Origin of the sequence: Hasllibacter sp. MH4015, assembly GCF_020177575.1 — a bacterium.
Lineage (GTDB): Bacteria > Pseudomonadota > Alphaproteobacteria > Rhodobacterales > Rhodobacteraceae > Gymnodinialimonas.
In genome coordinates, this window is the sequence record NZ_JAHTBK010000001.1 from 1,056,464 (window position 1) to 1,070,313 (window position 13,850).

The 13,850-nt window shown below is 64.3% G+C and carries 13 protein-coding genes and 1 riboswitch; of the genes, 7 read left to right on the forward strand and 6 right to left on the reverse strand.

The genetic code is table 11. The features are described 5' to 3' along the window. The first annotated feature begins 50 nt into the window (after positions 1–50). The 4 genes from KUW62_RS05635 (at position 51) to KUW62_RS05650 (ending at position 5,285) form a co-directional block, all read left to right on the forward strand. The gene (locus KUW62_RS05635; RefSeq protein WP_224814529.1) at positions 51–2,198 is read left to right on the forward strand and encodes a ComEC/Rec2 family competence protein; all 2,148 of its coding nucleotides are present in this window, start codon (positions 51–53) and stop codon (positions 2,196–2,198) included. Positions 2,199–2,218: 20 nt separating this feature from the next. Next, positions 2,219–2,386, forward strand: a complete 168-nt coding sequence (locus KUW62_RS05640) for a DUF2256 domain-containing protein (protein WP_224814530.1) — start codon at positions 2,219–2,221, stop codon at positions 2,384–2,386. Between the two features lie 98 nt (positions 2,387–2,484). Next, positions 2,485–4,623 (forward strand): malate synthase G, encoded by a 2,139-nt coding sequence (locus KUW62_RS05645; RefSeq protein WP_224814531.1) that lies wholly within the window; start codon positions 2,485–2,487, stop codon positions 4,621–4,623. Positions 4,624–4,718: 95 nt separating this feature from the next. Then, the gene (locus KUW62_RS05650) at positions 4,719–5,285 is read left to right on the forward strand and encodes a cytochrome b (protein WP_224814532.1); all 567 of its coding nucleotides are present in this window, start codon (positions 4,719–4,721) and stop codon (positions 5,283–5,285) included. 286 nt (positions 5,286–5,571) lie between these two features. Here KUW62_RS05650 and KUW62_RS05655 read toward each other — a convergent pair whose 3' ends face one another. From KUW62_RS05655 to KUW62_RS05680, 6 genes are all read right to left on the reverse strand, one after another. Next, on the reverse strand, positions 5,572–5,862 hold the full coding sequence (locus KUW62_RS05655; RefSeq protein WP_224814533.1) for a hypothetical protein: 291 nt from the start codon (positions 5,860–5,862) through the stop codon (positions 5,572–5,574). A gap of 113 nt (positions 5,863–5,975) precedes the next feature. Further along, positions 5,976–7,091 carry an SPFH domain-containing protein gene (locus KUW62_RS05660; RefSeq protein WP_224814534.1) on the reverse strand — a complete coding sequence of 372 codons (1,116 nt, stop codon included), beginning with the start codon at positions 7,089–7,091 and terminating at the stop codon, positions 5,976–5,978. Between the two features lie 114 nt (positions 7,092–7,205). Continuing rightward, on the reverse strand, positions 7,206–7,835 hold the full coding sequence (locus KUW62_RS05665) for a DUF4241 domain-containing protein (protein WP_224814535.1): 630 nt from the start codon (positions 7,833–7,835) through the stop codon (positions 7,206–7,208). Continuing rightward, entirely contained in the window at positions 7,832–8,728 is an 897-nt protein-coding gene (locus tag KUW62_RS05670) for a DUF2927 domain-containing protein (RefSeq protein ID WP_224817047.1), read from the reverse strand. Before KUW62_RS05670 ends, KUW62_RS05665 begins: the two co-directional genes overlap by 4 nt. Positions 8,729–8,773: 45 nt before the next feature. Continuing rightward, positions 8,774–9,979 (reverse strand): toxic anion resistance protein, encoded by a 1,206-nt coding sequence (locus KUW62_RS05675; protein ID WP_224814536.1) that lies wholly within the window; start codon positions 9,977–9,979, stop codon positions 8,774–8,776. 5 nt (positions 9,980–9,984) lie between these two features. Next, positions 9,985–10,923: a 5-bromo-4-chloroindolyl phosphate hydrolysis family protein gene (locus KUW62_RS05680; protein ID WP_224814537.1), complete on the reverse strand. Its 939-nt coding sequence runs from the start codon at positions 10,921–10,923 to the stop codon at positions 9,985–9,987. Positions 10,924–11,250: 327 nt separating this feature from the next. Then, positions 11,251–11,329: riboswitch (SAM riboswitch) on the forward strand. A gap of 61 nt (positions 11,330–11,390) precedes the next feature. Between KUW62_RS05680 and metZ the strand changes: the two genes are divergently transcribed. The 3 genes from metZ to KUW62_RS05695 are packed head-to-tail and all read left to right on the forward strand — an operon-like array spanning position 11,391 to position 13,830. Beyond that, the gene (gene metZ, locus KUW62_RS05685; protein WP_224814538.1) at positions 11,391–12,584 is read left to right on the forward strand and encodes an O-succinylhomoserine sulfhydrylase; all 1,194 of its coding nucleotides are present in this window, start codon (positions 11,391–11,393) and stop codon (positions 12,582–12,584) included. Next, on the forward strand, positions 12,581–13,075 hold the full coding sequence (locus KUW62_RS05690) for a GNAT family N-acetyltransferase (RefSeq protein WP_224814539.1): 495 nt from the start codon (positions 12,581–12,583) through the stop codon (positions 13,073–13,075). Before metZ ends, KUW62_RS05690 begins: the two co-directional genes overlap by 4 nt. After that, positions 13,072–13,830 carry a glutamine amidotransferase gene (locus KUW62_RS05695; protein WP_224814540.1) on the forward strand — a complete coding sequence of 253 codons (759 nt, stop codon included), beginning with the start codon at positions 13,072–13,074 and terminating at the stop codon, positions 13,828–13,830. Before KUW62_RS05690 ends, KUW62_RS05695 begins: the two co-directional genes overlap by 4 nt. Positions 13,831–13,850 lie beyond the last annotated feature (20 nt).

Below are 13,850 nucleotides of genomic sequence, written 5' to 3' on the forward strand. Positions count from 1 at the left end.
CAAGTTAACGGCGAGATAACTTGGTGGGCGCAGCGGAGCAAGGGCAGGTCTTGGCAGAGACGGCAGGACAGCTATGGCGCACGGTGAACGCGGTCCAGCAGCGCCAGCGCGGGGCGTTGATGCCGTGGGCCGCCGTGATGCTCGGCATCGGCGTCGCGCTCTATTTCTCCCTCTCGGTGGAGCCGGGGGCATCGGGTTACGCGCTTGCAGCTTGCGCGGGCCTGCTTGGCCTTGGTATCCTGGCATGGCGTCGCGAAACACTCGGCCCCCTTGGCGTTGCCGTGATCTGCATTGCCGTGGGGTTCTGCGTCGCGGGGTGGCGCGCCCACCAGGTCGCGGGCCCGGTGATGGAGTTACGCTATTACGGTCCCATCGAGGGGCGCATCGTCGGCATCGACCGCTCCGCCAGTGACGCGATCCGGCTGACGCTTGACCAGGTGCGGCTCGACGATGTGCGCGACACGCCGCTCCGGGTTCGCGTCTCGCTCCACGGGGACCAGGATTACCTCGACCCCGAACCGGGCGCGCTTGTGATGATGACCGGCCATCTGTCCGCCCCCGGCGGTGCTGCGGAGCCCGGCGGTTTCGATTTCCAGCGCCATGCGTGGTTCCAATCCCTGGGCGGCGTCGGATATACCCGCGTCCCCGCGCTTCTGCTGGCCCCGCCGGAGGATGGCGCGACCCCGCTCTTCCACCTCAGGATGCGGATGTCCGCCGCCATTCAGGACGCGATCCCGGGACAGCCGGGTGCGTTTGCCGCGGCGGTCCTGACCGGCGACCGGTCGGGGCTGGAGCAGGGGCCGATCCAGGACATGCGTGACAGCAACATCGCGCACCTTCTGGCGATCTCGGGCCTGCACATGGGCCTTCTGACCGGCTTCGTCTATGCCGCTTTGCGCGTGGTGCTCGCCCTGATCCCCGCGCTCGCCCTTCGCTACCCGACGCGGAAATGGGCCGCTGCCGTGGCGCTCGTGGCGGGCGCGTTCTACCTCGCGCTGTCCGGCGGCAATGTCGCGACGGAACGGGCCTTCGTGCAGGTCGCCGTGATGTTCACCGCGGTTTTGCTGGACCGGCGCGCCATCACGCTGCGGTCGGTGGCGATTGCGGCGGTGATCGTCCTCCTGCGACGTCCGGAAACGTTGATGTCCCCCGGGTTCCAGATGTCGTTTGCTGCGACCACGGCCCTTGTCGCCGTCTTCAACGGGATGCGTGGTGTCACGTGGATGCAGCATTGGCCCGGCTGGGGGAAGGGGGCCTTTGCGCTGGTGATGTCGTCGGTGGTGGCGGGCGCGGCAACGGCACCCTTCGCGGCGGCGCATTTCAACCGTATCGCGGTCTATGGCCTGCCTGCCAACCTTCTGACGGTGCCGGTCATGGGCTCCGTCGTGATCCCCTGCGCGGTGCTGGCACTTCTGCTGATGCCGTTCGGCCTGTCGTGGGTGGCGTTTTGGGTGATGGAGCAGGGCCTGATCTGGATCCTCGCCGTGGCAGAGCGGATCGCCGACATGCCCGGCGCTGTGGATTGGGTCGCCAGCCCGCCCGGATACGTGCTTGCCATGATTGCCATGGGTGGCATCGGCTTGTGCCTATGGTCGGGGCGCGGGCGCGTGGTCGGAGCTGTGCCGATGATCGCAGGTCTGCTCCTGTGGCAGATGGCGGACAGGCCCGCGATCCTCGTCTCCTCCACCGGCGGACTGGTGGGCCAGATCGAGGACGGCGAACGGGTGTTGAGCCGCGCGCGGGGCGATGGGTTCGTCGCGCGGATCTGGTTGGAGAATGACGGCGACGGCGCGGATCAGGCCAGCGCCGCCGCGCGGGTCGGCTGGATCGACGATGGCTCGGGCCTGATGACCACGTTTGGCGACATGACCCTCTGGCACGGTGCAGGCCGGGCCGCATCCCGCGAGGCTCAGGCCGCATGCGCAACCCATGACATCGTCGTCCTCAACAATCAGCCGGAAGATCGTGCGCCCTGGCTGGAGGTGGCGATCGACGAAAGCCGTGCCCGACTGGCCGATCCCGGCGCAGGACCGGGGGCGGCCCTGGCGTCCACCGAACTGCCCGACACGTCGTGCCTTTTGCTTGCACCGGCCACTCTGACCAGACCGGGCGCCGTCGCGCTTGATCTGCGCGACGGAACGCTCGTGCTCGATACCGCGCAGCGCCATCAGGGCCGTCGCCTCTGGTCCCCGCGCTAAGGTTCACTAGATCCCTGCCCATGGCCAAGACCCGCAAGAAATCCGACCTTCCGCAAAAGCTCTGCGCCACCTGCGGGCGTCCGTTCGCGTGGCGCAAGAAATGGGCGAAGGTCTGGGAGGAGGTCCGCTATTGCTCCGACCGATGCCGGGGCGCGCGCAAGGGGTCCGGCTCGGTGCCGGGGGGATAGGCGCGCCGATATTGCCTCTTGCCGCCTTTTTGCCTAACCGAGTGTCGGGAACCGGGGCGCATACCACGGTCCACAATGACGCAAAGGGAGGGGGCAGCATGGGCACCCGTGTAGATCGCAACGGCCTGCAGGTTGATCGAATTCTGGCCGATTTCATCGAAGATCACGCCTTGCCCGGTACCGATGTCGCCCCCGACGCGTTCTGGGCCGGCTTTTCGGACCTCCTCCACGACCTTGCCCCGAAGAACGCGGCCCTGTTGCAGGAGCGGGAGGATTTGCAGGCAAAGATCGACGCGTGGCACATCGCGCGCCGCGACGATGCGCACGATCCCGACGCCTACCACGCCTTTTTGCAGGAGATCGGGTATCTGCGCAGTGAAGGGGATGACTTTGAGGTCGAGACGACGAAGATCGACCCGGAAATCGCTACGGTTGCCGGTCCACAGCTTGTGGTCCCGATCACAAACGCGCGTTTCGCCCTGAACGCCGCCAATGCCCGCTGGGGCAGCTTGTACGACGCGTTCTACGGCACCGATGTCATGGGGTCGCGGCCTGCTCCTGGCGGCTATGACCGGGGCCGCGGCGCGCGGGTCGTGGCGCGGGCGCGGGTCTTCCTGGACGAGGCCTTTCCGATCGCGGGGGCATCCCACGCCGATATCCGTCGCTACCATGTCGAAAAGGGTGCGCTTCTGGTGGATGACAAGCCCTTGTCCGATCCCGCGCAATTCGTGGGTCATACCGGGCGCGCCAAGGCCCCAGACTCGGTGCTTCTGGTCAACAACGGGTTGCATGTGGAGTTGGTCTTCGACCGCGCCCATCCAATCGGCGCGCGCGATCAGGCGGGGCTGGCCGATGTGCGGATGGAGGCAGCGGTCAGCGCCATTATGGATTGCGAGGATTCCGTCGCCTGCGTCGATGCGGAAGACAAGGTGCTGGCCTATTCCAACTGGCTTGGCCTGATGCGCGGCGATTTGACGGAGACGTTCCAGAAGAGCGGGGCGGAGATGACCCGTCAGCTCGCCGACGACAAAACCTTCACCGGCCCCGACGGTTCGGACCTGACGATCAAGGGCCGCGCGCTGATGCTGGTGCGGAACGTCGGCCACCTGATGACGAACCCCGCGATCTTGTTGCGCGACGGCTCGGAAGCGTTTGAGGGGCTGATGGACGCGATGATCACCGTGCTGATCGCCAAGCATGACCTTGCGCGGCAGGGCGGCAATTCCGTTGCGGGCTCTGTCTATGTCGTGAAGCCGAAGATGCATGGCCCCGACGAAGTGGCGTTTTCCGACGAGATTTTCACCCGCGTGGAGGCTGCACTGGGATTGGAGCAGAACACGGTCAAGCTCGGCATCATGGACGAGGAACGGCGCACCTCCGTCAACCTCAAGGAGTGCATCCGCGCGGCAAAGCGCCGGGTGGCGTTCATCAATACCGGTTTCCTCGACCGCACGGGCGATGAGATCCACACCTCGATGGAAGCGGGTCCGTTTTCCCGCAAGGATTTCATCAAGCGCAAGGGCTGGATCACCGCCTACGAGAACCAGAATGTCGATATCGGCCTGGAATGCGGCCTGCGGGGCCGCGCGCAGATCGGCAAGGGCATGTGGGCCAAGCCCGACGCCATGGCGGAGATGCTGGAGCAAAAGATCGAACACCCCCGCGCGGGCGCCAATTGCGCCTGGGTCCCTTCGCCCACCGCCGCCACGCTCCACGCACTGCATTACCACAAGGTCAACGTGGCGCAGGTGCAGCAGAAATTGGAGCAGGGCGGCCGCCGCGCCTATGTCACGGCGCTTCTGGACATTCCCCTGGCCGCCTATCGCCGCTGGACCCGCGAACAGGTGATCCGGGAGGTAGAGAACAACGCCCAGGGCATCCTTGGCTATGTGGTGCGCTGGATCGACCAGGGGATCGGGTGCTCCAAGGTGCCAGACCTGAACGGCGTGGGCCTGATGGAGGATCGCGCGACCTGCCGGATCAGCGCGCAACATATCGCCAACTGGATGCATCACGGCGTCATCACCGAGGCCGATGTGGGCGACGTGTTCCGCCGCATGGCCGAGGTGGTCGATCATCAAAACGCCGCCGACCCTGCCTACATCCCCATGGCGCCCGGCTTCAACGGTATCGCCTACGCCGCGGCGTTGGACCTGGTGCTGAAAGGCCGCGCGCAGCCATCGGGCTACACTGAACCGGTGCTTCACGCGCGCCGCCTGGAATGGAAGGCGGCGTGAACCGACGCCTCCGCCTCTCGGCATTTTGAGGGGAAATCGCTGGCGCAACCAAGGCGTGTCTTCCATGGTGCGTGAAAGTGCGTGGGAGAAAACCGATGGGCCTGACCAATTCCGCCGCCGGATACGGCAGCCTGACCAAGCTGTTTCACTGGCTGATCGTGATCCTTTTCGCCGCGCAATATCTGGGCGGGAATATCATGGTGGCGATCGGTTTCAATTCCAGCTTCGCGGGGATCGAGACCAACACCTATTACAACTGGCACAAATCCCTTGGCCTGTTGGCGCTTCTGGTGGCCGTGCTGCGCCTGATCAATCGCCGGGTGGGCGAGTTGCCGCCCTGGGCCCCGACACTCACGAGTTTTGAGCAAAAATTCATCCACCGGGTGGAGCAGGTCTTCTATACCGCCATGTTCGTCATGCCGATCTCAGGCTGGCTTTACGTGATGTACGGCCATTACGGGGTGAACCTGTTCGGCATCTGGGAAATGCCGCGCCCATTGCCGCGCGATGACACCCTGCGCGATGTGTTCAAGTGGGTGCATATCGTGGCCGGCTGGGTCCTTCTGGCCGCGATGGTGGGCCATATCGGATTGGTCCTGCGGCACAGTTTGGTCAAGAAGGACGGGTTGCTGAAACGGATGCTGCCGGGGCGGGGGGAGTAGCGGCCGGATTTACGCCGCCAATTGCCACGGGGTCGTGTTCTGCTTCAGCAAGGTGGCGACCAACGCGGCCTCATGCCGACGCAGAACCCGTTCGGCCGTATGCCCGAATTGCTGTGCGGCCAGCGGGATATCCGGGAAAAGTGTTCTGAGGAGACGGAAACTCTCGCTCCCCCGACTTCCAGCACAGCGAATGATCTGGTGGGTGTCAGGCAAAAGGTGATGGTATGTCACCTTATCTACGTCTCGCGGCGTGATCCCCGGAACGCCAACGCCATGTTTTTGCGCATCACGTGCACGCAGATCCTCGATCCGTTGCCGCCTTGCCGACGAGCCCACCCAAGGAGCTTGAGATGACGACAAAGGTGTCGTTGTCGAAGGCAACGAACCTACGGGTGACCATGGCGGGATCCTTGGAATACCAGCCCGGAATCCGCGGCGGAACACTGCGGTGAAAATGTAAAGGTTCAGTGGCGAAACCCAGCTGGCGAACCGCTTGCCGCTTGGCGCGCACTACGATCACGGGAATTTCCCCGAATACACGCTCGAACGATTGCCAAATGGTAAAGCGATAAGGCACCAGAATAGCCGCCTGCGCAGGACGTTCAAAGGCGACGTCTTTGGGTGCGCCGGCGTGTCGAAGCGCAAAAAAGGCCCCGGCGCTGTGACGCGGCAGGGCCTTAAATCAGGGAATTACATCGGCGGCGGCGGAGGCGGCGGCATCACGGTGAAGAGCTGCGCCAGCTCCGTCACGTCGCCCGCGCCCATCCAGCCATCCTGACCGGCGGTCCAAACCATCGTTTCGCGCGTCAGCGAGCCGTCGGACACCATGCGCCCCAGATCAGCCTTGGAGAACGGACCCTTCGTCTGACCGTTCTCGGCCACGTGCCAGACATGCTCGACCGGCGGTGGGGGCGGGGCCGCGTGGGCCGCTTGGTGGGGCTGCGCCTGGGCTGCGTTCATGTTGTTGGCCATCTGGTTGGCCATCGCCATGCCCATACCCATGCCAAGGCCTTCGCCCATTCCCCCGCCGGGGGTGGAGGCGGCGGCGGCCATGGCCTCTGCCGTCTGGAATTGCGTGTATTTGTTGAGGTCACCGACCACACCCATCGACGTGCGCTTATCCAGCGCCTCCTCCACCGCGGGCGGCAGGGAGATGTTTTCGATATACAATTCCGGCAGGGTCAGGCCGTAGGACGCGATCGTCTCGGAGATCCGTTCCGCAACCAGATCGCCCATCTGGCCGGTATTGGCGGCCATGTCGAGGACCGGGATGCCCGATCCGGCCACGGCCTGGCTGAATTGCTGTACGATGATGTTGCGGATCTGGTGCGTGACCTCGTCGGTGGTGAATTCCCCGTCGGTCCCCACGATCTCGGTCATGAACAGGCCCGCATCGGCGACCTTCACGGTGTAGGTGCCGAAGGCGCGGATGCGTGTCGGGCCGAAATCGCTGTCGCGGATCATGATGGGATTTTTCGTGCCCCATTTCAGATCCGTGAAGCGGTTCGTGTTGACGAAGTAGATCTCGGATTTGAACGGGCTCGCGAAGCCATGATCCCAATGCTGGAGATTGGTCATGATCGGCATGTTGTTGGTCTCAAGCATATAGAGACCGGGGGTGAACACGTCGGCCAGCTGCCCTTCGTGGATGAAGACCGCGACCTGGCCCTCGCGCACCGTCAGCTTGGCGCCGTACTTGATCTCATGCCCGTACCGCTCGAAGCGGTAGACCATCGTATCACGGCTGTCGTCGGTCCATTCGATGACGTCGATGAACTGACCCTTGAGGAAATCCATAATGGGCATGTGGTGCGAACCCCTGTTTCTGAAAAGGCTGTTGGTTTTCCCCTATGATATAGGCACCCCTCGTCCCAAGCCATAGGGAAATGGGGGAGGGAATTCCGTAGCTCTTTTCACCGCTTATCCGCTTGCCCGCGCGCAGGGCGGCGGGAGGAGCCAATCGTCGGACCCGCCGATGAACTGGGCGTAAAGGGCAACCATGTTGCCGTCGGCATCATAGAGGCTTGCGACCGGATATCCGCCATCCCCCCAACCGGACCCGGTGGCCGGAAAACGCGCGCCGCCCGGCAATTGCGCGATGAAGGGGATCGTTGGAATGGCGGCATCCAACTGCTCTGCATAGGTGCCGTGATAAGGCCCAAGGCTGGGGTCGGCATAAGCGTCGAGCGCGCGCGCATCGGACGGGGTCAGGAAGGCCGCGGTCCCGGTATCCACACCTATCGTGCGCAGGTCTTCACCGCATGCCACGGGCGCATTGGACCAGATCAACGCAAAGATCGCCGTGCGCCCCTGTTCGGTTTCCAGAAGGCCGATCACGCGGGCAGGGGCGTCAGGGACCCGGATCGGCTCCCCCTCTGCTTGCCACAGGATCAGGGCGTCGGTGGCATAGATCGCGCCACCCCTGGGGTGCCACATGTCGCTGACATGCAGGTCCGTTTGCATACCGATCCCCTGGCGCAACCAGGTCGTGGCATCTTGGGCCAGCACCGGTGACCCGAGGAGGGACAGGCAAAGCACCGCACGTATCAAGATGGTCCGCCAACGAGTTCGCCGGCGATACGCCGGACCATGCCGCGCGCCTCCGCCGGGGTCAGGCCGGGGGACAAGCGATCATCGTAGAGGATTCGCAACATCAGTTCATCTTGCCGGGTGAGGAAGGCGAATTCCTGGTCCTCGTTGAAGATGGACGGCCGCGCGGAGGGGCTGTCATTGGGCAGGCCCAGGCCTTGCGCGATCTCCTCATGCACGCAACCACGGCGCAGCAGGTCGGGATGCTCGTCGCGAATGATGGCGATCGCGGAGACGTATTCGGATTGCCCACTGGGTGAAAACGCGAAGACTACGCAAAAGAACGAGCGGCTCATATTCGTGATCGTGCGGATCGTGGAGGGGCCGATGCTCGGTACCAATTCACGCAGCAACGGCTCCGACGCGGCAAGGCTGTCGGAATTCATGTAAAGGACGTGGAAATTGCCGCCCGAGGCGACGGTGCTGACCGGATGGCCGGTCAGGCGCCCCAGCCGTGCGGCATAGGTTGTGAGGACCGCGCGGTCGGCGGCGCGCTGTTCGGCATCGACCGACGCGCCGAAATGGGCCTGAAGGCGCACCGGCACAGTCCAGCGGCGCAGGCGCGATTCCGTTTGCTGCGCCACGAACCGGCCCCCTTGCAGGGAATACTCGTCGTAAAGCGCGATGCGCTCGAAATTTTCGGCCAGTTGCTCGGCGGTGAAGGGCGTGTCCGGTCCGCCGCCGTCGGTGCGCAACATGCCCTGGCCCACCAGTCGCGCCTCGACCGAGCGGTAGTAGCGCGCGAAAGCCTGGCTTTCTGCGGACGGCTCCGCCACGACCGGGGCTTCCTCCCGCGGCTCGGGCCGGGGAGAGATTTCGGGTGGCGTCGGGACACAGGCCGCAAGGGCCAGCATCCCGACAATTGCAAGGGCGGTGAAACGCGCCAAAACGGGCTCCGGTCAGCTTTCGGTGGCAGTCCCGTCGACGACATCGCCATCGGTGGCACTGGCCACGGGGCGGCGGGCCGACGCGGCGGACAAGGTATCGCGCAACTCGGCTTCCATCTTCTCCATCTCGCGCTCTGCCTCGGCCCGCTTGCGCTTGCCTTCATCCGCGATTTCAAGGCTTTCGTTAATGGTCGCGATCAATTCCGCATTGGCCTTCTTGACCGCTTCGATATCAAAGACACCACGCTCCATTTCCTGGCGGACCATACGGTTGCTTTCGCGCAGGTTTTCCGCGTTCTGGGTCAACAGCTCGTTGGTCAGGTCGGTCGCTTCCTTCACGGCCTTCGCCGCTTCGGTGGAGCGTTGGATCGTGACCGCCTGGGCCAGTTGGGTTTCCCACAGCGGCACGGTGTTCACGAGGGTGGAATTGATCTTCGTGACCAGGCTCTTGTCGTTTTCCTGCACCAGGCGGATCGACGGCAGGGATTGCATCGTCACCTGGCGCGTCAGCTTGAGGTCATGGACCCGGCGCTCCAGGTCGTCGCGGGCCGCCCGCATATCGCGCAATTCCTGCGCCTTGATGATCTGCTGATCCTCGGGCGCGGCGTTCACCTCCGCTTCCTTAGCGGGGATCGTCGTCTCGTCGAGTTCCTTCAGCTTCTCTTCACCGGCGGCGATGTAAAGCGCCAACTCGTCGTAGAAATCGAGCGTCTTCTCGTAGAGTTTGTCGAGCGACTTGATGTCCTTCATCAGGACATGTTCGTGTTGCAGCAGATTGTCGGTGATCTTGTCGATCTGCTCCTGCACGTCCTCGTACTTGGCCATGAAATCGTGGATCGGCTTGGCGCGCCCGAACAGGCGCTCCCACCAGCTTTGCTTGCGGTTGGGGTCCAGCTCATCGACGGAAAAGCCGCGGATCGTGCCCACGATCTCTCGCAGGCTGTCACCGGCAGGGCCCGCGTCCTTGTTCTTCACACCCGCCAGCATCGCCTGGGAGATCTGCTGCAATTCCGCCTGGGCCGACGACCCGAAGGACACGATGGAATTCGTGTCGGTCATGTCGATCTCCGCCATGCGGGCGCGGATCTGCTCGGCCGTGGGTTCATCGGCGGCCGGCAGCGGCACCAGATCGGCGGACGGTTCGGGCAGGACAACCGCGTTCAACTCGTTGACGAGCGTTTCGACTTCCTGGGCTTGCTTGTGGGTTTCAGATTGCATGGCGTTTATCCCTGTCTTTCCAGATATTGTGTTTCGCGGTTCAGGCGGTCTTGCAGGACCTCGATCTCCACGTCGAAATTGGTGCGATCGTCGATCAGAAGCGTTTCCTTGCGGGCCGCGAAATTCTGTTCGAGATCGTCGAGAAAGGCGATGTAATCGCTGCGGATCTGATCATCGCGCTTGTTGGCGTAAAGGTTCGCGAATTGCACCGTCGCATCGCGCGCGCCTTGCAAATAGACGCCAAGATAGCGGCGCGCGGCGTTCAGGTCGCGGGGGTCTTCCTCCACCTGCCGGAACAGGGTCCGCACGGTCGCCTGGAACTGATCGACGCGGGCCTCCAGCTGCCGGTCGCGGGCGCGCAGGATGGCGTCCTTCTGTTCGGTCAGCAACGCCTCCGCCTCCTCGATCTTGCGGGCCACGCGGTCGGAGGTGAAGGTATCCACCCCCTCCAGCCCCTTGTTCTTCAGGGGATCAAGACCGAAGGCGAACATGTGCAGACCCGCCGCAAGGAACCCCACGATATTCGCCCCGACAAGGTCAGACACGCCAAAGCCGGAACCGCCGAGGATCAGCAGCGCCACGCCGATGCCGGTGCCGATGGAGCCGAAGATTTTGCGCGGGATCGCGGGTTTGCGCGCCACCTTGCGCTCGTTGAATGCATCCTCGGCCCGCACGCCGTCGCGCGTCAGCCACGCCGACAGCAGCAGCATCGCGCCGCCCGCCAGGTCCGTGGCCATCTGCGTGACGCCGGAATTGAATAGAACTGCCGGGAAGATCACCAGAAGCGGCAAAAGGAACAGGATGTTGAGCTTCGCCCCGTGGCGCATGGGCTTGCGGCCCTTGAAGGGCGCCACTTCCATCGGCTGATGGCTCACGGTTTCGCGGGGGGTCTCACCGGATCGCTGGCCGGTCGGGCTGTATGCGCCACCAAATCGTTTCGACATGGCTCTACAATACTCCGAAGCCGCCAAAGATCGCGCCGAGGATCACGAGGACCAGCACGAAGAAAGACACGCCTTGAAGAAAGCTGGATGACATAATCGCCCCGTTCATCGTTCTTTTCACACTCCTGCCACGGCGGGCAGGTGGTTTCCACAGCTAAGATTTGCAGGATTCCCCGCAAATAACCAGAGAGACAGGCGGTTTGACGCCGAGCTTTCCGGATAGGGATCAAATCGGGTGGACAGACCCCGATCGCAAGGGGGAAAGCCGACATCGACCTCCCCCGGCGCGCGCAGATGCGCCTTGACGGACGGGGCGCGCGGGCGTAGCCAAACCCCCGTGGCGATTTGTGAACCGGATTGCGGGCCACTCTAAACATACCGCTAAAGAGGTCGAGGGTGTCGGATACGGCGCTATCCCCGACCATAATGTCGACCGCCTGGCCGGTCCGAAGCATGGAGAATGGGGCATGAAAGATACCGCCCGACACACCTGGTCCAAACGCACCCGCGCGGTGCATTCCGGCACAAGACGCAGCCAATACGGAGAGCTGAGCGAGGCGATGTTCCTGACCCAGGGCTTCGTTTATCCCAGCGCGGAAGCCGCCGAGGAACGCTTCATCGAAAGCGGACCCGATGAATTCATTTATGCCCGGTACGGCAATCCGACGGTCGCGATGTTCGAGGATCGCATCGCCGCGCTGGAAGGGGCGGAGGCGGCCTTCGCCACGGCCAGCGGCATGGCCGCGGTCAACGGCGCGCTGGTGTCGATGCTGCGCGCGGGCGATCACGTCGTCTCGTCACGGGCCCTTTTCGGATCGTGCCACTATATCCTCGACGAGGTTCTGACGCGCTACGGGGTGGAGGTGAAGTTTGTGGACGGCACCGACCTCGACGCATGGCGTGCGGCCGTGCGGGCAGACACGAAAGCTGTCTTTTTCGAGAGCCTGTCGAACCCGACGCTGGAGGTGATCGACATCCCAGCCGTGGCGGAGATCGCCCATGCGGTCGGCGCCACGGTGATCTGCGACAATGTCTTTGCCACGCCCGTCTTCTCCGACGCCATCGCGCAGGGGGTGGATGTGGTCGTCTATTCCGCCACCAAGCATATCGACGGGCAAGGGCGGTGCCTGGGCGGGGTGATCCTTGGGACGGAGGCGTTCATCCGCAAAACGGTCGAACCCTACCTCAAGCATACCGGCGGGGCGATGTCGCCGTTTAACGCCTGGGTCATGCTCAAGGCGTTGGAGACGATGGATTTGCGGGTCCGTGCGCAGGCGGCGTCCGCCGTGGCCGTGGCGGAGGCGTTGGACGGTGCCGCGGGCGTGGCGCGCGTGATCTTTCCCGGCCTTCCCTCCCATCCGCAACAGGCCTTGGCCGCACGGTTGCTGGAGCAGCCCGGCACCGTGATCGCGCTGGAGATCGAGGGCGGGCAGGCGGGGGCTTTCCGGTTCCTCAACGCGCTTGAAATCGTGAAAATCTCCAACAATCTCGGCGATGCGAAGTCGATTGCGACCCATCCCGCCACCACGACCCACCAGCGGCTGACCGACGAGCAGCGCGATGCGGCGGGCATCACGCGGGGACTTGTGCGCCTTTCGATCGGGCTCGAAGATCCGGGCGATCTTATCGCCGATCTCAAGGGGGCTCTGGCGGCTTTATGAACGGGCTCATCATCAGGCCGTACCGGCCCGCCGATGCCATCGGGCTTGCCACGCTTTTCCACCGCGCGGTTCAGGAGGGGACGTCGCGGCATTACTCCCCCGAACAGCGGGAGGCGTGGTGTGATCGCCCGCCCACGTCGGCCGGCTGGCGCGCCCGGGTGGAGGAGGCGGAGACGATCGTGGCGGAGCGCGACGGCGCTTATCTGGGCTTCATGACACTGGATATGGAGACCGGATACCTCGATTTCGCCTATGTCGCGCCGGAAGTGATGGGCAAAGGCGTGGCCGATGCGCTCTACGCCGTGGTGGAGGGACGCGCGCGGGTGCGCGGGCTGGACCGACTGGACACCGAGGCCAGCCTTCTGGCGCAGCCCTTCTTCGCGCGCCACGGCTGGCGACTGATCGCGCGCCAGGAGGTGGAGCGCGCGGGCGTGAAAATCCCCAACGCGGTGATGGAAAAGCGCCTTGGCGCGCGGGTCGCGGCGGCATGACCCGATCACCGGACAGCGGTACTTTCCTGATTCTGCAACTGCGCCCTGAAACGGAGGCCGCGGACGAGGAATTCGCGGCCTTCCTGTCGCGGGGCGGCTTGGACGAGGCGGATGTGACGCGCCTGCGCCTGGACCAGACGCCCATGCCCGCCCTGTCGCTCGACGATTTCGCTGGCGTCATCGTGGGTGGCGGCCCCGGTTGCATCAGCGACGATCCCGTAACCAAGGACCCGCTGGAGGCCCGGATCGAGCGCGATATCATGGACCTGATGCCGGAAATCCTGGCGCGCGACATGCCCTTTCTGGGCTGTTGCTACGGTATGGGGATCCTGGGCGCAGCCCTTGGCGCATCGGTCGGCAAGGGCCGGTTCGGGGAAGCCATCGGCGGTGTGGACTGCGCCATCACCGAGGACGGCGCGCGTGATCCGTTGCTGGCGGACCTGCCCCGGGAATTCCGTGCGCTGGTGGGCCACAAGGAAGCGGTGGAGGATTTGCCTGAGGGGGCGACTCACCTCGTCTCCTCCGCCCCGTGCCCGTTCCAGATGATCCGGGCGGGCCAGCACGTCTATGCCACGCAATTCCACCCCGAGGCGCGGGGCGAGAATTTCGCTCAACGCATCGCCATCTACCGCGACCGGGGCTATTTCCCGCCCGAGGATGCGGGCCGACTGACCCGCGATGTGCTGGCAGAGCCGATCACGGTGCCCGAACGCATCTTGCACAATTTCGTGACGCGGTTCCGCGCGAACGCCTGAAACGCAAGGGCATCACGCGC